This is a genomic window from Streptomyces xanthii, from assembly GCF_014621695.1.
Lineage (GTDB): Bacteria > Actinomycetota > Actinomycetes > Streptomycetales > Streptomycetaceae > Streptomyces > Streptomyces xanthii.
In genome coordinates, this window is sequence record NZ_CP061281.1 from 1,347,022 (window position 1) to 1,365,004 (window position 17,983).

Annotated in this window: 21 protein-coding genes; 5 read left to right on the forward strand and 16 right to left on the reverse strand. The window is 73.3% G+C overall.

Annotated features, from left to right (window positions below):
• Positions 1-29 precede the first annotated feature (29 nt).
• From IAG42_RS06225 to IAG42_RS06275, 11 genes are all read right to left on the reverse strand, one after another.
• Entirely contained in the window at positions 30-314 is a 285-nt protein-coding gene (locus tag IAG42_RS06225; RefSeq protein ID WP_188336013.1) for a gas vesicle protein K, read from the reverse strand.
• Positions 311-499, reverse strand: coding sequence for a gas vesicle protein (locus IAG42_RS06230; protein ID WP_188336014.1), 189 nt, complete (start codon positions 497-499; stop codon positions 311-313). The genes IAG42_RS06225 and IAG42_RS06230 overlap by 4 nt, the downstream gene beginning before the upstream one ends.
• Positions 496-1,302 carry a GvpL/GvpF family gas vesicle protein gene (locus tag IAG42_RS06235; RefSeq protein ID WP_188336015.1) on the reverse strand — a complete coding sequence of 269 codons (807 nt, stop codon included), beginning with the start codon at positions 1,300-1,302 and terminating at the stop codon, positions 496-498. Before IAG42_RS06235 ends, IAG42_RS06230 begins: the two co-directional genes overlap by 4 nt.
• On the reverse strand, positions 1,299-1,613 hold the full coding sequence (gvpJ, locus tag IAG42_RS06240) for a gas vesicle protein GvpJ (protein WP_188336016.1): 315 nt from the start codon (positions 1,611-1,613) through the stop codon (positions 1,299-1,301). The genes IAG42_RS06235 and gvpJ overlap by 4 nt, the downstream gene beginning before the upstream one ends.
• On the reverse strand, positions 1,610-2,659 hold the full coding sequence (locus IAG42_RS06245; RefSeq protein ID WP_188336017.1) for an SRPBCC family protein: 1,050 nt from the start codon (positions 2,657-2,659) through the stop codon (positions 1,610-1,612). Before IAG42_RS06245 ends, gvpJ begins: the two co-directional genes overlap by 4 nt.
• Complete coding sequence (locus IAG42_RS06250; RefSeq protein ID WP_188336018.1) at positions 2,652-3,251, reverse strand: DNA primase; 600 nt, start codon at positions 3,249-3,251, stop codon at positions 2,652-2,654. Before IAG42_RS06250 ends, IAG42_RS06245 begins: the two co-directional genes overlap by 8 nt.
• A complete protein-coding gene (locus IAG42_RS06255) occupies positions 3,248-3,472 on the reverse strand; it encodes a gas vesicle protein GvpG (protein WP_188336019.1) in 225 nt (74 codons plus the stop codon). The genes IAG42_RS06250 and IAG42_RS06255 overlap by 4 nt, the downstream gene beginning before the upstream one ends.
• Positions 3,473-3,475: 3 nt before the next feature.
• Complete coding sequence (locus IAG42_RS06260) at positions 3,476-4,225, reverse strand: GvpL/GvpF family gas vesicle protein (protein WP_188336020.1); 750 nt, start codon at positions 4,223-4,225, stop codon at positions 3,476-3,478.
• Positions 4,225-4,704, reverse strand: a complete 480-nt coding sequence (locus IAG42_RS06265) for a gas vesicle structural protein GvpA (protein WP_188336021.1) — start codon at positions 4,702-4,704, stop codon at positions 4,225-4,227. The genes IAG42_RS06260 and IAG42_RS06265 overlap by 1 nt, the downstream gene beginning before the upstream one ends.
• A gap of 54 nt (positions 4,705-4,758) precedes the next feature.
• A complete protein-coding gene (locus IAG42_RS06270) occupies positions 4,759-5,076 on the reverse strand; it encodes a gas vesicle protein GvpO (RefSeq protein ID WP_188336022.1) in 318 nt (105 codons plus the stop codon).
• Positions 5,077-5,154: 78 nt separating this feature from the next.
• On the reverse strand, positions 5,155-7,029 hold the full coding sequence (locus IAG42_RS06275; RefSeq protein ID WP_223205883.1) for a transketolase: 1,875 nt from the start codon (positions 7,027-7,029) through the stop codon (positions 5,155-5,157).
• Between the two features lie 160 nt (positions 7,030-7,189).
• Between IAG42_RS06275 and IAG42_RS06280 the strand changes: the two genes are divergently transcribed.
• From IAG42_RS06280 to IAG42_RS06295, 4 genes are all read left to right on the forward strand, one after another.
• Positions 7,190-7,549 carry a VOC family protein gene (locus IAG42_RS06280; protein ID WP_188336024.1) on the forward strand — a complete coding sequence of 120 codons (360 nt, stop codon included), beginning with the start codon at positions 7,190-7,192 and terminating at the stop codon, positions 7,547-7,549.
• A gap of 168 nt (positions 7,550-7,717) precedes the next feature.
• On the forward strand, positions 7,718-8,464 hold the full coding sequence (locus IAG42_RS06285) for a GntR family transcriptional regulator (protein ID WP_223205884.1): 747 nt from the start codon (positions 7,718-7,720) through the stop codon (positions 8,462-8,464).
• Between the two features lie 103 nt (positions 8,465-8,567).
• Positions 8,568-9,866 (forward strand): amidohydrolase family protein, encoded by a 1,299-nt coding sequence (locus IAG42_RS06290; RefSeq protein ID WP_188336026.1) that lies wholly within the window; start codon positions 8,568-8,570, stop codon positions 9,864-9,866.
• Positions 9,867-9,921: 55 nt separating this feature from the next.
• Positions 9,922-11,220, forward strand: a complete 1,299-nt coding sequence (locus IAG42_RS06295) for an amidohydrolase (RefSeq protein ID WP_188336027.1) — start codon at positions 9,922-9,924, stop codon at positions 11,218-11,220.
• Between the two features lie 373 nt (positions 11,221-11,593).
• Here the strand turns inward: IAG42_RS06295 and IAG42_RS06300 are convergent, their stop codons facing one another.
• Both IAG42_RS06300 and IAG42_RS06305 read right to left on the reverse strand, forming a co-directional pair.
• Positions 11,594-13,606 (reverse strand): DUF5107 domain-containing protein, encoded by a 2,013-nt coding sequence (locus tag IAG42_RS06300; protein ID WP_188336028.1) that lies wholly within the window; start codon positions 13,604-13,606, stop codon positions 11,594-11,596.
• A 40-nt stretch (positions 13,607-13,646) separates the two neighbouring features.
• Positions 13,647-14,546: an arginase family protein gene (locus tag IAG42_RS06305; RefSeq protein ID WP_188336029.1), complete on the reverse strand. Its 900-nt coding sequence runs from the start codon at positions 14,544-14,546 to the stop codon at positions 13,647-13,649.
• A 112-nt stretch (positions 14,547-14,658) separates the two neighbouring features.
• On the opposite strand from IAG42_RS06305, the gene IAG42_RS06310 reads away from it, so the two are divergent.
• Positions 14,659-15,009 carry a DUF6204 family protein gene (locus IAG42_RS06310; RefSeq protein WP_188336030.1) on the forward strand — a complete coding sequence of 117 codons (351 nt, stop codon included), beginning with the start codon at positions 14,659-14,661 and terminating at the stop codon, positions 15,007-15,009.
• On the opposite strand, the gene IAG42_RS06315 is transcribed toward IAG42_RS06310, so the two are convergent.
• From IAG42_RS06315 to IAG42_RS06325, 3 genes are all read right to left on the reverse strand, one after another.
• Positions 14,978-15,550, reverse strand: coding sequence for a GNAT family N-acetyltransferase (locus IAG42_RS06315; protein ID WP_188336031.1), 573 nt, complete (start codon positions 15,548-15,550; stop codon positions 14,978-14,980). The genes IAG42_RS06310 and IAG42_RS06315 overlap by 32 nt on opposite strands.
• 17 nt (positions 15,551-15,567) lie before the next feature.
• Positions 15,568-15,810: a LapA family protein gene (locus tag IAG42_RS06320; protein WP_188336032.1), complete on the reverse strand. Its 243-nt coding sequence runs from the start codon at positions 15,808-15,810 to the stop codon at positions 15,568-15,570.
• Positions 15,811-15,935: 125 nt separating this feature from the next.
• Positions 15,936-17,762, reverse strand: coding sequence for a CocE/NonD family hydrolase (locus IAG42_RS06325; RefSeq protein WP_188336033.1), 1,827 nt, complete (start codon positions 17,760-17,762; stop codon positions 15,936-15,938).
• Positions 17,763-17,983 lie beyond the last annotated feature (221 nt).

Below are 17,983 nucleotides of genomic sequence, written 5' to 3' on the forward strand. Positions count from 1 at the left end.
CCGTCACATGAGCGTATGTGCCGAGGAGTTCACTGCCTCGGCAGCAGGGGGCCGAGCGGTCCGAGGTCGATGTTCAGGTCCTCGGGCCGCAGGCCGTAGCGCTCGCGCAGCTGGGTCATCCGGTCGTCGAGCAGCATCAGCGTCAGACCGATCCGCTCCTCCTGCTCCGAGGTCAGTCCACCGCTCTCGAAGCGGCGGACGGCCTGCCGCTCCATGAGCTGGCGCAGCAGTTCCACCAGGGTCAGGACGAGCTTCATCAGGTCGCGTTCGACGGTGTCCCGGTCGAGTTCGACGCGCGGGGACGGGCGGTTCATGACGCCTCCGGCCAGGGTGCGGGCACGCCCTCGCCGACCGAGCTGACGAGGGCGTTCAGGTCGATGCGGACGAGGTCGACGTCGGCGATGCGCAGGGTGATGTCTCCGGTCAGGACGACCCCGCCGGCCAGCAGCCGGTCGAGGAGGTCGACCAGGGCGATCTCGCGCCGCTCCACCGCCGTCACGCGGCGTCCCCTTCGTCCTCCGTCTCTCCGGTGAAGGAGTAGCCGGCCCAGGGGCCGGTCAGCTCGACCCGCAGGCCGGGCAGCCGGTCCGCCACCGTGCCGATGTGCTTCACGAACGCCGCGGAGCGTGAACGGTCCACCAGGTACGCCGCGTTGAGGGTGTTGCGGTCGCGGGTGCCCGCGAGTTCTGGGGGCTGGGAGCGGTGCAGCCGGGTGGCCGCGCTGCGCCCGGCCAGGTCGGCGTGCAGGTCCTGGGTGACCCGTTCGGCGCGGCGCAGGGTCTCCTCGTGGGCGGTGCGGGCGGCGCTGCGGCGGCGGAGGTAGTCCCGGCCGGTCGGGGCGGCCGTCCGCTCGGCGCGGTCCGGGTCCCGGGCCGGCTCCGGTTCTTCCGGCGCCGGCTCCAGGTACACCTTGACGCCCCACTCGACCCGTCCGCAGAGCCGGTCGAGCCGGGCCCGGAAGAGGTCGGCCTGCTCCTCCAGGAGGGCGCGTACGGCGTCGTCGTCGCGGAAGACCGTGACCAGGCGCAGCGGCAGCGGTGTCGTCACCCGCGCGAGCGCCGTGACCACGTGCTCGTGGGCGCGGGCCGTGGCCGCCAGGAAGTCGAGGTCCTCCAGCCGTGCGCGCAGCGGCTCCTGCGCGAAGTCGCGTTCCGGGACGTCGCCGACGACCGCGACGAGGCCGCGGTGGGCCAGTTCCCTCGGCGGGGCGCCGGCCACGCCGGTCAGTCCGGCCCGCAGCGGGACGCCCAGCGGTCGACAGACGGCGTACACGTAGCGCAGGTGGGCGTCGGGGGTCGTCATGCGGTGTCCCCCTCCCCTTCGAGTGCGGTCAGGCGCTCTCTCAAGTCGGCGTTCTCCCGGGCGAGTTCCTTGTGGCGCGCGCCGGAGGAGAGCGCTGGGTCGTCCTGCCACCAGTCGATGCCCATCTCCTTCGCCTTGTCGACCGAGGCGACGACGAGCCGGAGCTTGATCGTGAGCAGTTCGATGTCGAGCAGGTTGATCCGGATGTCTCCGGCGATGACGATGCCCTTGTCGAGGACGCGTTCGAGGATGTCCGCGAGGTTGGCGCTCTCGCCGCCGTACGGGTTCGGGGTGCGGGCCATCGTGGTCATCGCGGCGCCTCCTCGTACTCCGCCGCGTCGTCCTCGGGCTCCTCCTCGGGGTCGTACTCCTCGTCGTCTCCCTCGTCCCCGTCGTCCTGCTCGTAGTCCCGGTCGTCCTCCTCGCCTTCGCGCTCGGGCTCGTACCGCTCCTCGTACTCTTCCCCCTCCTCCCCGTACTCCTGCTCCGCGTCCTCGGGCTCCTCCTGGTCCGCGACGGCGTCCTCGTGGCTGAGGACGACCTCGCCGTCCCGGATCTCGCCGCGCCAGCCCTCCTCCTGCGTCTCGCCGCGCAGCGTCACGTACCGCGCGAAGTGCTTCAGGTCGAGGCGGGTGCGGCGGCCCTGGGCGCGCCAGAGGTTGCCGGTCTTTTCGAACAGGCCTCGCGGGTGGTACTCGACGAGCAGCACCACGCGCGTGAGCCGGTCGCCCAGCGCGTGGAAGGAGACGACGCCCTTCGTCGTGCCCTTGGCGCCCTCGGAGGTCCAGGCGATCCGCTCGTCGGGTATCTGCTCGGTGACGTGCGCCTTCCAGCTCCGGCTGGACCAGAAGATCTTGAGCTGCCAGTCGGAGGTGACGTCGTCGGCGCGTTCCGCGCTCCTGACGCCCTTGGCGAAGCGGCTGAAGTCCTGGAAGCGGGTCCACTGGTCGTACGCGGTCCGCAGGTCCACGCCGACGTCGGCGTACTCCAGGATGACGGTGGGCCGGTGACCGGCGCCGCTCTTGCGGCCGCCGCCGCGCTTTCCGGTGAGGTTCCTGGCGGTCTCGACCACGGTCTCCTTGAGGCGGCTCGCGCCGAGTTCGAGGGCACCGCGCAACGGCCCCTTGCCCTCGGCGAGTTTGCGACCGCCGTCCAGGACCAGGCGGGCCGGCCCGGGGCTCTTCCCGTCGGCGATGTCGTCGAGCCGGGCCGTCGTCTCGCCGAGCTTGCGGCCCGCTCCGACGAGGAGGTGCTCGGCCCGTACCGCGAGGTAGTCCCGCAGCTCCGCCTTGAGGTGGTCGGCGGCGGCGCTCTTGGCGAGGCCGCCCAGGGCGCTGTCCGTGCGGGTGTCAGTCACGCCGGCCGCCTCCCTTCGAGGCGCGGGCGGCCGTCCGGGCGGGGCGCTCGGCCGCCGGCTTCGCCGAGGACTTCTCGGCGGCGGGCTTCCGGGCGGAGGGCTTGCGTGCGGCGGGCTTGCGCGCGGACGAGGACGAGGACTTCTTCGGCGCCTTGGCGGACGCCTTCTCGGCCGTCTTCTGCGCCGGCACCCGCCTCTTCCGGGGCCCGGCGTTCTCCTCTTCCTCCTCCTCTTCCACCCCGTCCTCCGAGCCCGCGTCCGTCACCGTGCGGCCCACACCGGTGAGTTGCTCGTGCACGTCACGCGTGCGCTCGTGCAGGCTGTCCGCGAGGGACTCAAGGCGGCGCTCGACCAGGGCGCCGGACGCCGCGCGCCCGACCCCGCCCAGGTCCGTGCGCAGCTGCTCGCCGAGCTTCTTGACCTGCGGGTTGTCCGCGAGCTGCTTCTGCACGAACTCGGTGAGCGCGCGCGGGCCGAGCTGGGCGTGCCGGCCCGCGGCCATCGTGCCGAGAGCCAGCGCGAGTTTCATCTTCTTCGTCCGTCCCAGGACGTATCCGGCCCCGATCGCGAGGCCGAGCGCTGTTCGGTTCACAGTCCCTCCAGACGGTCGAGGAGCTGGTCCTCGACACGGTCGAACGTCTCCTGGTCGATCTCCCCGGACACCAGCCGCGCTTCGAGCGCGGCGAGTTCCGCGCGCACCGTCGCCGGGTCCCGGTACTGCCGCTCCGCCTCCGCCAACGCCTGGCGCACCACCCACAGGGATCCGCGTACGGGCGCGAGCGGGAGCAGGAGCGCTTCCGTGAGGAGCCCCACGGGTCACTCCGGCTCGGCGGGCGGCGCGGGGCCCGGCTCGACGAAGCTGTACGGGGGCAGCGGCCCGGTGACCTTGAGTTCGAGGTGGGGGCGGGTGCGCCGCACCTCCGCGACGGCGGTGAGCAGCGGCGTGGAGGCGCGCTCGTCGACCAGGAACGACAGGTTCGCCAGGCCGCCGGTGCCGCCCGGGCCCGCGGCGACCGCCTCGGCTCCGGGCTCCAGCAGGCGCTGCAGTTCGGCCGCGTCCCGCGCCTCGCGTTCCTGGACGGCGGCGACGACGGTCTCGCCGAGCCGCAGCCGGTCCTCCTGGCTGCCGCCGCCCGCCTTGCGGTTCTCCTCGGTGAGGGCGCGGATCTCGGCGTTCTCGGCCATCAGCAGGTGCAGCAGGGCCTCTTCGTCGTGCTGCGCCTTCACGTTGTACTCGACCTTGCCGTCCAGGGCGCTCAGCCGCTCCAGCCAGTGCTCGGAGCGCTCCGAGAGGACCTCCGCGACGGCCTTGTCGTCGGGGGCGACGCTGCCGAACCGCATGGGCAGCACCGGCCCGCCGCGCACGGCGTCGGCGAGGACCTTCTGGTGGGCCAGCAGATCGCGCCGCTTGGGGCGCAGTCCGTCGGGCGCCTCGCTGACGACGGCGGTCAGCGGGCCCTCGGTGACGGTGCGCACGGTGCGGGCCGGCTCGCCGATGCCCGCCAGGTCGTCGGGGAGCGCGGGATGTTCGGCGCTGACGATGCCGTAGACGTAGGTGCCGGTCATCAGTCCCGCTCCTCCTTCCGGCGGCTGGCGGCGGCGCGCTTGGTCCGCTGGGGCGCGGCGCGGCGCTCCTCCTCCTGCGGCTCCGGCGTCGTGTCGCGGCTCTTCCCGCGGGTCTTCTCGCGGGCCTCCTCGAAGGCGTCCGAGACGGACTCCGCGACGCCGGTGAGCGCGCCCTTGGACTTGCCGCGGGCGCCGGACTCGGTGATCTCGCCGACGAGGTCGGGGAGTCCGGGATCCCGCTTCGGCCCGGCCTCCAGGTCGAGCCGGTTGCAGGCCTCGGCGAACCGGAGGTAGGTGTCGACGCTGGCGACCACGACCCTGACGTCGATCTTCAGGATCTCGATGCCGACCAGCGAGACGCGGACGAAGGCGTCGATCACCAGCCCTCGGTCCAGGACGAGTTCGAGTACGTCGTACAGTCCGCTCGTGCCGCGCGCGCCTGAGGCGCCGGCCGGCGGTTGTGCGGGGACGACGGTCATGGGACCGCTCCTCCTTCGAGCGTCGTGGGCTGGGGGGCGGAAAACCGGGGACGGTCAGGGGCGCTCGGCCGAGGGGTGCGGCTCGGCCCGGCCGCGCTCGTAGCGGCGCAGTCGCCGGTAGCCGGTCAGCATCCCGTCCGGGCCAAGGCTGACGCGGTAACTGGCCAGCAGGCTCGTCGAGTCGGGGACCCGGGGCAGTTCGAGGACTTCGACGTCCAGTTCCCAGCCGTCCTCCGAGCGGGCGAACGAGGAGACCGACTCGGCCTCCTGGCCCAGGAGTCCGGCGAGCTGGCCCTGCGCCGCGCGCAGGACCTCCCCGGGGTCGGGCTCGGCGCCCGCCCCTGTGTCCGGTGTCTTCTCCGATTTGGTCATGGCCCCCTCCGGGTCACCCGGAACACTCCGGGCAAACCTCAACCACAGTCAGATACAAGGCAATTGACGAGAATCGGGTCAGACGCGTCCGGCGCCGGCCGGTGTGATCTCGTGCTCGACGAGCAGTTCGACGGCGGCCACGATCGACGCGGCGTCGATCCCGGCCTCGTGCAGCTGCTCCTCGGGGGTGGCCGAGCCGGGCATGGTGCGGACGCCGAGGCGGACCAGGCGCGGGGTCGGGGAGCCGTCGGAGAAGGCCTCGGCCACGGCGTCGCCGATGCCGCCCTCGGGATGGTGGTCCTCGACCGTGAGCAGACAGCCGGTGGCGTCCGCCGCCTCGCGCAGGGTCTCCCGGTCCACGGGTTTCACCGAGTACAGGTCGATGACGCGTACGGGGATGCCGATCTCGGTCAGCTGGTCGGCGGCCCGCAGCGCCTCATGGACGGTGACGCCCGCGCCGACGATCGTGACGCGGTCGTCGTCCCCGGAGCGCAGCACCTTGCTGCCGCCCACGGGGAAGTCCTCGTGCGGCGGGTAGATCACGGGGGTGGCGCCGCGCAGGGTGCGCAGGTAGCGGATGCCGTCCAGGTCGGGCATGCGCGCGGTGAGCCAGGCCGTCTGGTTGGCGTCGCAGGGGTGCAGGACGGTCGAGCCGGGGATCGCACGGAACATGGCGAGGTCCTCCAGGCCCATCTGGGAGGGGCCGTCCTGTCCGATGGCGACACCGGCGTGCGAGCCGACGAGGTTGACGGAGGCGTTGCTGACGGCGGCCATCCGCAGGAAGTCGTGGGCGCGGGTCAGGAACGCCGCGAACGTGGCCGCGAACGGGGTCCAGCCCCGGGAGGCGATGCCGACGCTCGCCGCGACGAGCTGCTGCTCGGCGATGTAGCACTCGACGTACCGCTCGGGGTGGTCCTCGGCGAAGAGGTCCGCGCGGGTGGAGTCGCCGACCTCGCCGTCGAGCACGACGACGTCGCCGCGCGCGGTGCCGAGCGCGGCGAGGGCCCGGCCGAAGGCGTCGCGGGTGGCCACCTCGTCGCCGACCTCGTAGCGGGGCAGGTCGACACGGTCGCGCCGCTCGGGGTGGCGGACCTGCACGGCGGGCGGCCGGGCCACGGCGACGTGGACGGCGCGGTCCCCGCCGAGCTCCTCGATCGCCGCGGCGGCGTCGGGCAGCGGTTTGCCGTGCCGGCCCTCCTTGTCCTCGACCTCGGCGACGCCCTTGCCCTTGAGGGTGCGCGCGAGGATCGCCGTGGGCTGCCCGACGGTGGCGCGGGCCTCGCCGAGTGCGCGGTCGATCGCGGCGACGTCGTGCCCGTCGATCTCCACCGTGTGCCAGCCGAACGCGCGGAAGCGGCGTCCGTAGGCGTCGAGGTCGTGGCCGTGCCGGGTGGGGCCGCGCTGGCCCAGCCGGTTCACGTCGACGATCGCGACGAGGTGGTCGAGGTGTTCGTGTCCGGCCATCTCCGCGGCCTCCCACACGGAGCCCTCGGCCAGCTCGCTGTCCCCGCACAGCACGTACACGCGGTATCCGGCGTGATCGAGGTGCTGTCCGGCGAGAGCGGTGCCGACGGCGACGGGCAGGCCCTGGCCCAGCGAGCCGGTCGCCGTCTCGACCCAGGGCAGCCGGCGCGGGGTCGGATGCCCTTCGAGCCGGCTGCCGAGCCGGCGGAAGGTGAGCAGTTCGGTCTCGCCGATGGCCCCGGCCGCCTTGTACGCGGCGTAGAGCAGCGGTGACGCGTGGCCCTTGGACAGGATGAAGCGGTCGTTGCCGGGGTGGTCGGGGCGGGCGAAGTCGTAGTGCAGGTGGCGGGCGAGCAGCACGGCCATGAGGTCGGCGGCGGACATCGACGAGGTCGGGTGGCCGGAGCCGGCGGCGTCCGCGGCACGGACGGCGTCGACGCGCAGCTGTCGGGCGAGTGCGTGCAGTTCCGTATCGGTCTGGGTGGTCACGACGGCCTCCGGTAGGGGTCCGGTGGACGGGGCCGGGCGCGCGGCCGGCCAGGGACTCCGCGTCCCCCCGCCTCGAAGTGTCAAACGTGCGCCGGTGCTTCCCCCGGCGGCTTGCGGGAAATGATCACGCGGCCGGGGCGGGCCAACTAGGCTTCCGGGCATGGAGATCCTGGGAACCACGCTGCGTGTCTGCGTCGAGGACCTGGAGTCCTCGGTCACCTTCTACGAACAGCTCGCCGGAAGCCCGGCCCTGCGCTTCGAGCGCGGCGGGGTCTCGGTGGCCGCCGTCGGCTGCTTCCTGCTGATGAGCGGCCCGGAGCGGGAGCTGGAGGTGCTGCGCAAGGTGTCCGCGACGATCGCGGTGCGGGACGTGGACGAGGCGAAGAGCGTGCTGGCGGCCTCGGGCGCGCAGGTCATCGCCGGTCCCGTGCCGACCCCGGTGGGGCGGAACCTGATCGCGCGGCACCCGGACGGCTCGGTGTTCGAGTACGTGGACCGGCAGGCGGCCGGGACGGCCTGATCCGGCGGCCGCGCGACGTATCCTCGCCCGGAGCACGAGGGTGAAGGACGGGGTGCAGCCATGGCCGGGAGCGCGAAGGACCGAGGGCGTGCGGACGGGACCGGGAAAGAGACCGGGAGCGGGTCCGCGAAGGAGAACGGAGGCGGGGCGGGGAACGGTCAGGGGCATGTGTCCCTGAGCGACCGGGCGCGCGAGGCGGTGCGGGAGCGGATCGTGGACCGCCGCTACCCGATGGGCTCACGCCTGGTGGAGCGCGAGGTCGCGGCCGAGCTGGAGATGTCCCGCGTGCCGGTGCGCGAGGCGCTGCGCGCGCTGGTCGCGGAGGGCCTGCTCGAACTGCTGCCGCGCAGCGGTGTGCGGGTACGCAGCCTGGAGCGGGCCGACGTCCGGCACCTGTACGAGGTGTGGGAGCCGCTCGCGGTCCAGGCCTCCCGGCTCGCGGCCCGCAAGGTGGCGGCGGCCGGCGCGGACGAGGACCGGGTCCTGGGCACGCTGCGCTCGACGCTGGAGACGGCGGAGCGGGCCGCGGCGGCGGACAAGGGCGCCGAGGAGGTGGCCGCGCACACCGCCTTCCACGAGGAGATCGTCGCGCTGTGCGACAACCCGCTGCTCGCCCGCACGATGGAGCAGCTGAGCTGGCAGTTGCAGCTGGTGTTCGGGCTGCGCGAGGAGCCGGCGCACATGCGGGCGCAGCACGCGGACATGTTCCGGCACATCGCGGCCGGCGACGCGGAGTCGGCGGCGGCCAGCACACTGCTGCACGTGCGGGACAGCCGGGCGGTGGCCGAGCGTTCCCTCTTCGGCGCGGCCGGTGACAGCGGCGGTGACGGTGACGGCCATGTCGACGCCGAGCTGTATACCAAAACGGAGGAGTCCGCGCCCCGGAAGAAGCGGAAGTCCCGCCAATCGTCGTGAAATCCCCCTGACCACTGCCACTCCTCGGACAGATCCTTGCCGCGCCTTCCCGAATTGGTATACCAATAGGCCAGCAAGACGATCCGCCCCCGAGGAGTCCGCAATGTGCGTCGAATCGACCCCGCCGCCGTCCGCCCGTCTGACCCGCCGCGGTGTGCTCGCCGCCTCCGCCGCGCTGGCCGGCACCGCGACCGCGTTCGCCGCCGGTGCCTCGCCCGCCTCGGCGTCCTCCGGCGCCGGCGCGCGCCGCTCCGAGCGCCCCGGCCCCGGCGGTGACCTGGTCGTCGAGGGCGGCACGCTGCTCGACCCGGCGACCGGCGACGTCATCGAGGACGCGGTCGTCGTGATCCAGGCCGGCGTGGTCCGCGCGGCCGGCCGCCGCGGCCGCGTCGACGTGCCCAAGGACGCGCCCCGGCTGGACGCGCACGGCAGCTGGGTGCTCCCCGGACTCGTGGACTCGCACATCCACATCAACACCGTGGCCGAGGCCAAGGCCGCCCTGCGTCAGGGCGCCACCACCGCGCGCAGCGGCTCCACGAACTTCTACCAGGACATCGCCGTGCGCGAGCTGGCCCGGCAGGCCCCCGAGCTCGCCCCGCGCCTGCGCGCCGCCGGTGTCTTCGTCTCGCCCGACCTCGGCGACACGATCCTCGGCGACCCCGACCTCACCGCGCTGGCCCGCCTGAAGGACGGCGTCGTCTCCGCCGCGGCGCTGCGCCGCGTCGTCGAGGTGAACGTGGCGCGCGGCGCCGACGTCATCAAGACCCGGTCCAACCCGCGCGCGGGCCTCGCCGAGCAGGACCCGCTGGAGCAGGTCTACACGTACGAGCAGCTCTCCGAGATCGTGTCGGCCGCCAAGAAGCACGGCAAGGGCGTCCTGTGCCACAGCTACAGCGAGCAGGGCTGCCACGACGCGGTGACCGCGGGCATCCGCTCGCTGGAGCACGGCGCGTTCGTCGGTGAGCGCACGCTCCACGAGATGCGCCGCCGCGGCACCTACTTCACGCCGACCATCGGCGCCATCGCCGGGATGATCGGCGACAAGGACCCGGTCCTCGACGAGCGCGGCCGCACCTACACGCCGCTGCTCAAGAAGGCGGCCCTCGCCGCGCACCGGATGGGCGTGCCCGTCGTCTCCGGCACCGACTCCTCCGGCGGCACCGTCGAGCCCGTCGGCGGCGAGATCGAGCTCATGCACTCGGCCGGATTCAGCCCGCTCGACGCGATCCGCACCGCCACGGTCAACGCGGCGAAGCTGCTCGGCCTCTCCGACACCGTGGGCCGCCTGGCCCGGGGCTTCGCCGGTGACCTGATCGTCGTGTCCGGCGACCCGCTGGCCGACCTCTCGGTCCTCAAGACCCCCACCCGCGTGGTGCACTCGGGCATCGCCCTCGCGGTCTGAAGCCCGCCGCCACGCACGACCCGTACGTCTCTCACACCCCCATGAGGAGCAACGTATGACTCCCCCTTCCCTGTCCCGTCGCGGTGTCCTGGCGGGCGCCGCGTCCCTCGGCGCGGCGACCCTCGCCCCGGCGGGGGCGGCACAGGCCGCGTCCGGCAGCGGGCGCGCGGAGCCGCGCAAGGCCGTGGTGTTCCGCAACATCCGGCCGTTCGGGGCCGCCGAGGCCGTGGACCTCACGGTGATCGACGGCGTCTTCTCGGACGAGCCGGCGCCCAAGGGCGCCAAGGTCGTCTACGGTGACGGCCGCATCGCGCTGCCGTCGCTGGTCGACGCGCACATCCACCCGGACAAGACGAGCTGGGGCGGCTCCTGGGTGACCCGCAAGCCGGCGAACACCATCGCCGAGTTCTGCGAGCAGGACGTCGAACTGTTCAAGGCGCAGAAGCGTCCGGTCGGCGAGCGCGCCTACGGGCTGATGGCGCACGCGGTCACCCGCGGCACCCGCGCCATGCGGGCGCACGCCGACGTGGCGCCGGCCTTCGGGCTCGCCGGGCTCGAAGGCATCGCCGAGGCGCGCGAGCGGCTCGCCGACGCGCTCGACGTGCAGCTCGTGGCGTTCCCGCAGCACGGTGTCGTGCGGACACCGGGCACGGACAAGCTCCTCGCGGAGGCGGCCCGCACGGGGCTGATCGACATGGTCGGCGGCATCGACCCGATCAGCTTCGACAACGCCCTCGACGAGCAGCTCGACTTCGTCTTCGACCTCGCCGACCGGCACGGCATCGGGGTGGACATCCACCTCCACGACCGTGACGAGAAGGGGACGAAGGTGCTGCGCGGCATCATCGACCGTACGAAGGCGCTGTCGCTGCGCGGCAAGGTGACGGTCAGTCACGTGTTCTGCCTGCCGTACCTGTCGGAGGGCGAGCTCGACACTATGGCCGGAGACCTGGCGGCGCAGGACATCGCGCTCACCACGGTGGCGCCGGGCCCGAACACGGTGCTGCCGATCGCCGCGCTGCAGAAGCACGGGGTGCGGGTCGGGCTGGGCTCGGACGGGGTCCGGGACTCCTGGAGTCCGTTCGGCAACGCGGACATGCTCCACCGGGCGCACATCCTCGGCCAGATCACGGACGTCCGCCTCGACGAGGAACTGACCGCGTGCTACACGGTCGGTGCGAACGGCTCCGCCGATGTGATGGGCCTCCCCCACGTCGACTTCGAGCCCGGCTCTCCGGCCGACTTCGTCCTGGTGCGCGGCGAGTGCGTGCCGCAGATCGTGGTCGACATGCCGCAGCGTGACCTGGTCGTCCACGGGGGCCAGGTCGTGGCCCGCGCGGGCGAACTCGTCTGACCCGACGGCAGGATCGATCGCCGGTTCCCCGCCGCTCCCCGAGGGCGCACGAAGTGCGCCTTTCAGGGGCGCGGGGAACTGCGCGACCAGCCACGACGCACTGTCACCCGGCGACGCATCAGCAGCCCGCAACGGCGCTGCCCCCAGGGGCTCCGCCCCGGCCCCCGCTCCTCAATCGCCGGAGGGGCCTGCTTTCGTCTCTCCCACCGCGGGGGCTGGTCGCGCCCCGCGGCGCAGCCGCTGATGTCACAGCCCCGCGCCCCTGGAGGTGCGCACTTCGTGTGGCACCTCCAGGGGCGCGGGGAACTGCGCGACCAGCCACGACGCGCCCGCACCCGGCGACGAACCCGCAACCCGCGGCGGCGCCGCCCCCTCACGCTCCGGGCCGCATCCGGAAGTCGTACGCCGGAGGCAAGGGTTCGCCCGGGGCCACCCGGGACCAGAGCTCCGCCAGGACCTCCGCGCCCTCCCTGAGGTCGGCCACCTCGAACCCGGCCTCGAAAACCGCCCGCGCCCCCGGGACGTCCCCCTCGGCCAGCGACAACTCCGCCTCCAGCAACCGGAACCGCCCCCGCTCCCGGGTCTCCGGATGCACCCGCTCCCAGACCTCCCGGGCCCCGCGCACCCGCCCCACGGACAAGAGCGCCGAGATCGCCTCCCGTCCCAGCGCCGCGGACGCCGCGACCCACGCCTCGCCCCCGTCGCGCCGCTCCGCGCACAGGTCGTCGAACGCCTCCGCGTAACGGTCCGCGGCCCGCTCCGCGAACCCCTCCGCCGCGTCCGCGACCGCGAGGCACCGCAGCAACGGCCAGAGCGACGGCGCCAGTTCGAGCCCGCGCTCCCAGCTCCGCACGGCCTGCGCGCGATCCCCCGCGTGCCACTGCGCGACCCCGAGGTGGTACTCCGACAGCGGCCGGGCCGGCGCCGTCTCCAGCATGTCCCGCCACTCGGGCGCGACGAGCGTGGGCCCAGGCGGCCCGACGCGTCGCGGCTCCGGGAACGCCCCGGTCTCCAGCAGCTCCCGCCACGGCTCCTGCGCCGCCCCGAGCGTGGACTCGTCGAGCGGCGTCCCCGCCAACTTGCCGCCGGTACGCAGCAGTTCGAGCGCGCCCCAGCCCGACCCGACCGCCAGCCGCTCCCCGGGCTCGGCGTCGGCGAAGGGCAGCCAGGCCGCGTACGCCGCGTCCACGTCCGCGCGCGGCAGCGCCTCCCCGAGCCGCCGCTCGACCTCGCCGACGGCCGCGCCCCAGTCCCCGGCGTCGTGCACGGGTGCCGGGTCGGCGGCCAGCGGCCCGTACGCCTCCAGCCAGCTGAACTCCCCCTCGGCCTCCAGGCGTACGTGTTCCAGCTGGGTCCGGGCGAGACCCGCCTGGATCTCGCAGTAGCCCCCGGTGCCGGGCTCGGTGAGCCACTCCTGCCAGCGCCGCCCGCCGGACCCGCTGCCCCACACGAAGAGCTTGCGGCCGCGCAGCAGGTCGGTCGAGGTCTGCACGAGCCCGTGCCCGGAGTCGTCGAGCGCCGCGATCCAGCGCCGCCGCCCGTCCTCGACCTCGTAGAACCAGTCGGCGGGATACTCGCTGTTCAGCGGGTACGTGCGGTCGGCGCCCGCGGAGACGGGCACCGGGACCCGGCTCAGGCTGCGCGTGTACCCGAAGTGCCAGGCCTCTTCGGCGGGGGCGAGGACGCGGCGCTCCTCGGGCACGGCGATGTTCGACCACCAGTACACGGGCGCGGGCTTCTCGTGCGGGTTGCGGATGCGCACGCCCACGTAGAGGAAGTCGGAGCCGTCAGGGAGCCAGAGGTCGACCTGGAAGGGGAGGTCGCGCAGCCGCTCCCACTCCCACAGGCGCAGCATCGCGGTGCCGTCGGGCGCCTCGACGCGGGCGGCGTGCAGCGGCGCGCAGGACAGCGTGGTGTGTCCGGTGGCGCCGATGTTCCACTCGATGCCGCCGGAGAACCAGGCCCCGTTGAGCGCGAAGTCGGCGGGCTGGAACACCGGGTTGCGGTACAGGAGTTCACGTCCGGTGGGCTTGTGCCACAGGGAGGCGACACGGCCGCCGAGGCCGGGCAGGACGGTGGCGCGCAGCCGGTCGTTCTCGATGACGATCGCGTCGAGGGAGACGGGGGACCGGTCGCGTCCGTAGCCGTCGCGGATCCGCTCGGGCAGCACGCTGGTCAGCGGCCGGTAGCCGAGCTGGCGGGCCATGTCGAGCGGCAGGCCCTCCCGGGAGCGCTCGTCGATCCGGTGCGCCTCGTCGAGGGGGTGCAGGGGTGGCAGCGGGTTCGTGGGTCCCAACGCGACGCCCGGCAGGGTCAGTGCCTCGCGGCGTATGTCGGTCACGGCTGCCTCCCGTCGCCTCGGGGCGCGGACCGCCCCGATGACCATGGAACATGCTCATCGGGGCGGTGACCAGGGGCCGCTCCGGTCAGGATTGCGCAAAGGCCGCGACGACGAGGTCGGTGAGCAGCGCCCCGGCCGTGCCGTCGGGGTCGAGATCCGGGTCGTAGATCGTGATGTTCATGCCGACGCAGCGGGGCGAGGCGAGCAACGGGCGCAGCAGCGCGAGGAGTTCGGCGGGGAGCAGGCCGTCGGGGTCGGGGCTGTCGACGGCGGGCATGACGGACGGGTCGAGCACGTCGGCGTCCAGGTGCAGCCAGAACCCGTCGAGGGCGGGGGTCTCCAGACTCAGGACGTGGCCGCGCACCACCTCGTCGACGCCCCACTCGCGCAGTTCGCCGACCGTCGTGTTGGGGATCTTCAGCGCGGCGAGTTCGGCCCGGTCCTCCTCGAAGGCGTCCCGGCCGCCGAACAGCCGCACGTCCTCGTCCCTCAGGTAGGGGCGCAGGCCCTCGATGTCGGTGAGGTCGCTCTGGCCTCGGCCGGTGCCGAGCGCGAGCTCCTCGCCGCCGGCGGCGCCGACCCGGTCGGAGTTGCCCGGGTGCCGGAAGTCGGCGGAGGCGTCGACCGCGGCGAGCCCGTAGCGGCCGACGCGGCGCAGGGCGAGGGCCGCGCCGAGCTGGATCGAGCAGTCGCCGCCGAGCACGAGCGGGAAGTCTCCGGCCCGTACGTGTCCCTCGATCCGGTCGGCGAGCTTGATCGTGTACGCGCGCAGGGCTGCCGCGTTGAAGACGCCGTCGCCCTCCTGCCAGTCGCCCCGGTCGTAGCGCGGCGGGACGACGACGCCGCCTTCGAGGGCGCCGAGCCGGCGCACGATGCCCTGCTCGCGCAGCGCGCCGGCCAGTTTGTAGACCCCGGGGACGGTGCCGGGGGCGGGCGGGCGCAGCCCCAGGTTGGACGGGGCGTCGAGCGCGACGATATTCCGCATGCGCCTCACCCTGATCGACGTACCCTGGCCGCGTCAACGGACTTGTCGGCCCGCCGACACCGCCCGGACACCCCCGTACCACCCCGTACGTCTCAGAGGAGCACGACCCGTCATGGCCGAGCAGCACACCTACCGCGTGATCGTCCGCGGCACCTTCGACGGCCTGACCGAGGCGTCGCGCGAGCGGCTGCTCGCCGAGGTCGCGGAGCACGAGGGCATCGCGGGGATGCGTTTCCGGCCCGAGGGCTCGCTCGCGTACGACCGGACGCTCAAGCACTTCTCGATGCGCTACGTCGTCGCATCGGACCCGGCGGACGGGGACGAGATGGCGGGCGCGCTCGCCGAGGAGCGTGCCGAGACGTATCTGCGCGAGCGCGGGTACGGGCACGGGGAGCTGCGCTCGACGGTGACGGACATGGACACCATGAAGATCAACCGGAAGGCCGGTCGCTCCGCTCGCTGAGCCGCCGCCGGTCGCGCATCTGGGTGGTGAGCGCCCACCGCTCGTGGTCGCGCCAGGCTCCGTCGATGAACAGGAACTCGGGTGAGAAGCCCTCGAGGCGGAATCCGGCGCGCCGGGCGAGGGCGATGGACGCCGTGTTGCCGGGCTGGGCGTTGATCTCCAGGCGGTGCAGTCCGAGCGGCCCGAAGGCCAGGTCGACGACGAGCGCGAGGCCCTCGCTCATGAGGCCGCGACCGGCCGCGTGCCGGAAGGCCCCGTAGCCGAGGGCGCCGCAGCGGAAGGCGCCGTGCACCACGTTGTTGATGCTGATGTATCCGGCGAGGGCTCCGGTGTCCCGGTCGCACACCACGAATCCGTGCCGGTCCGGGGCGTCGATCAGCCGGTCGGCGTACGTGGCGAAGGCGGCGGTGTCGGTGGGCGGGTAGAGCCAGGGGTGGTGCAGGTCCCGGCTCTCGCGCGCCCGCGCGATGAACTCGTCGCAGTCGTCGAGCGTGAGGGGGCGTATCGCGACGCGCGTGCCTTCGGCGGCAAGATCGTTCATCGGGCCAGCCTACGGACCTACTTGCGCTTCCGGCGCGCGAAATACGCGCCGCAGCCCGCTCCGATGACGGCGACCGCGGCCAGCGCCAGGTAGAGCGGCATGGACACTTCGGGGATCAGCAGCCGGATCTTCACCTCCTGGGTGTTCTCGAAGATGAAGACCAGGACGAGGACGGCGAGGACGAGCATCGCGATCCGGCCCGGCGTGAACATGCTGGTGCCGCGGCTCTTCGTGCTGCTCGCGGTGTCCTTGGGGCTCATCGGCCGTCCCTTCCCGTACCCGCCGGTCCCCCGGCGGCCGTCACCGTCTCCCCGCCCAGCATGGGCGGGGAGCGGGTGATCGCGCAGCGGCCGGGGGCCGTACGGGTGACGGGGCCGCCCGGGGCTCAGGGCGTGACGACGGGCAGCTCCAGGGTGCCGGTGTCCTCGGGGGCGCTGACGACGGTGACGGGCTTGACGCCCTTGTTGCCGCCGTACGCGTCGTCGCTCGCCGCGATCACGAACCGGATCCGGTGGCCCTTCTCGTAGCGGTGCACGATGCCGGGGAGCGTGACGGTGAACGGGCGGGTGACGTCGGGCACCCGGACCGGGGCGACGAGCCGGTGCACGAGCGTCTTCTTCCCGTCGGGCGCGACGTCGTACAGCTTCGCGAAGAGGACCAGCTTGTCGGCGGCGTCGCCGGAGTTCTGCACCCGTTCCGTGCGCGGCGACACGACCTTCAGGGTGGCCTTCGGGGCGCCGACGACGTCGGTGGGGCCGGTCAGCGGGTCGGTGGTCCAGTCGAGGTAGGTGCCGCGGGTGTCGTACGGGGCCGGGTCGGGGAGCCCGATGATGCCGGCGAGGGAGGACTCGGAGTGGCTGGTCGGGACGAGCCAGTTGCGGTACTCGCGGCTGCCCCGGGCGACCTTGCGCCGGTTGTCGACGAGCTTGCCGTCGCCCGACAGGTACAGCTTCCGCGACAGGGCGGGCACGGCGGAGGCCGTGGCGTACGTCCCGTCCGGGTCGCCGATCCAGTCGCGGTAGTAGGCGAAGGCGGGGCCGGTGTCGACGCCCTTCTCGTGGCGCAGGTACCGGTCGAACCAGGCGAGGATCCGCCGGCCGACGTAGCTCGTCTCCAAGTTGCCCTGGCCCAGGTTCAGTTCACCGCTCGCGGGGTCGGTGAGGCCGCCGCTGTGCCCCCAGGACTGCCAGATCATCTTGGCCGTGGTCCCCTGCGCCCGCAGGGTGTCGTACGTCGCCCTGGCCTCGTTCAGGTTGAACAGGCTGTCGGCCTGGCCCTGCACGAGCAGCGTCGGCGCCTTGACGTCCTTCAGGTACGAGACCGGGGACACGCTGCGCGCGTAGGCGAGCAGGCTCCTCGTCCGCTCGGCGGGATAGCGGCCGGAGTTGAGGGTGCGGATCGTCTCGCAGGCGTCGTCGACGAAGTGCAGGCAGCCGAGCTTGTTGATCCGGGACGGGTCGAGGTTCGGCACGATCAGCGGCTGGCCCTCGCCCATGAGGAAGAAGCCGTTGCTCCACTGCCACTTGAAGGCGCCGGGGACGTCGCGGTCGGCCGCGTTCTGCGGGTCCAGCGAGTAGGCGAGGTCGTTCCAGGTGATGAGCGGGACGAGGGCGTCGACACGGTGGTCGACGGAGGCCGTGGCCAGCTGGACGGCGCCTCCGTAGGAGCCGCCGATCATGCCGACGCGCGGGTCGTTCCCGGCGTCCTTCGCCACGTAGTCGGCCTTGGTGCCGTCGTCGGCGGCGCGGGTCCCGGCCAGGAAGTCGACCAGGGCGGAGGCGGCCTTCCCGTCGATGCGCGGGTCGTCGAGGGAGACGAGGCAGCCGGACCTGCCGAAGCCGAGCCCCGAGTAGACGAGCCCGACATAGCCGCGCTGGGCGAACGCCTTGCCGGTCGCGTCGGTGGACCCGTCGGACTTGCTGCCGCCGAAGCCGTTCGTGGTGAGGACGGCGGGGGCGGGGTGCGCGGCGTCGACTCCGGCGGGGCGGTACAGGTCGGCGTCGACGGTGCAGGTGCGGGTGCCCGCCTGGACCGTGAATTTCAGGGCGGTGACCGTGTACGGGGTGGTCGCGGCGGCGGGCGGGGCGCAGACGAGCGGGGTCGCCAGGGCGGCCGTGGCGGCGCCGAGGGCGATGGCCGGCTTGAGACGGGCTCTGGACACGGGGCCTCCACGCGGGCTTGTACCGACCGGTAAGTATGCGGGCGGAGTCATGGTGTGACACGTGTCATGGAGCGGTCAATGGGTGTGCGGGAGGATTTTCGAGGTGGGCCGGAGACTTCAAGCGCCGTTGCAGGGACGGGAGTTGGGTCACTTGCGGGCCGGTGGGGGTTGGTCGCGCAGTTCCCCGCGCCCCTGGAGGCGAACGGCTTCGCCGTTCAGCCTCTATCGGGGAGATGCCGCCCGAAGGGTGTGCATCTCGGGGGCGCGGGGAA

Excerpts from the sequence above, each read along its gene's own strand:
- IAG42_RS06225 (WP_188336013.1), bottom strand. The coding sequence starts at position 314 with ATGAACCGCCCGTCCCCGCGCGTCGAACTCGACCGGGACACCGTCGAA.
- IAG42_RS06235 (WP_188336015.1), bottom strand. The coding sequence starts at position 1,302 with ATGACGACCCCCGACGCCCACCTGCGCTACGTGTACGCCGTCTGTCGA.
- gvpJ (WP_188336016.1), bottom strand. The coding sequence starts at position 1,613 with ATGACCACGATGGCCCGCACCCCGAACCCGTACGGCGGCGAGAGCGCC.
- IAG42_RS06260 (WP_188336020.1), bottom strand. The coding sequence starts at position 4,225 with ATGACCGGCACCTACGTCTACGGCATCGTCAGCGCCGAACATCCCGCG.
- IAG42_RS06265 (WP_188336021.1), bottom strand. The coding sequence starts at position 4,704 with ATGACCGTCGTCCCCGCACAACCGCCGGCCGGCGCCTCAGGCGCGCGC.
- IAG42_RS06270 (WP_188336022.1), bottom strand. The coding sequence starts at position 5,076 with ATGACCAAATCGGAGAAGACACCGGACACAGGGGCGGGCGCCGAGCCC.
- IAG42_RS06280 (WP_188336024.1), top strand. The coding sequence starts at position 7,190 with ATGGAGATCCTGGGAACCACGCTGCGTGTCTGCGTCGAGGACCTGGAG.
- IAG42_RS06290 (WP_188336026.1), top strand. The coding sequence starts at position 8,568 with ATGTGCGTCGAATCGACCCCGCCGCCGTCCGCCCGTCTGACCCGCCGC.
- IAG42_RS06295 (WP_188336027.1), top strand. The coding sequence starts at position 9,922 with ATGACTCCCCCTTCCCTGTCCCGTCGCGGTGTCCTGGCGGGCGCCGCG.
- IAG42_RS06300 (WP_188336028.1), bottom strand. The coding sequence starts at position 13,606 with ATGGTCATCGGGGCGGTCCGCGCCCCGAGGCGACGGGAGGCAGCCGTG.
- IAG42_RS06305 (WP_188336029.1), bottom strand. The coding sequence starts at position 14,546 with ATGCGGAATATCGTCGCGCTCGACGCCCCGTCCAACCTGGGGCTGCGC.
- IAG42_RS06310 (WP_188336030.1), top strand. The coding sequence starts at position 14,659 with ATGGCCGAGCAGCACACCTACCGCGTGATCGTCCGCGGCACCTTCGAC.
- IAG42_RS06315 (WP_188336031.1), bottom strand. The coding sequence starts at position 15,550 with ATGAACGATCTTGCCGCCGAAGGCACGCGCGTCGCGATACGCCCCCTC.
- IAG42_RS06320 (WP_188336032.1), bottom strand. The coding sequence starts at position 15,810 with ATGAGCCCCAAGGACACCGCGAGCAGCACGAAGAGCCGCGGCACCAGC.
- IAG42_RS06325 (WP_188336033.1), bottom strand. The coding sequence starts at position 17,762 with ATGACTCCGCCCGCATACTTACCGGTCGGTACAAGCCCGCGTGGAGGC.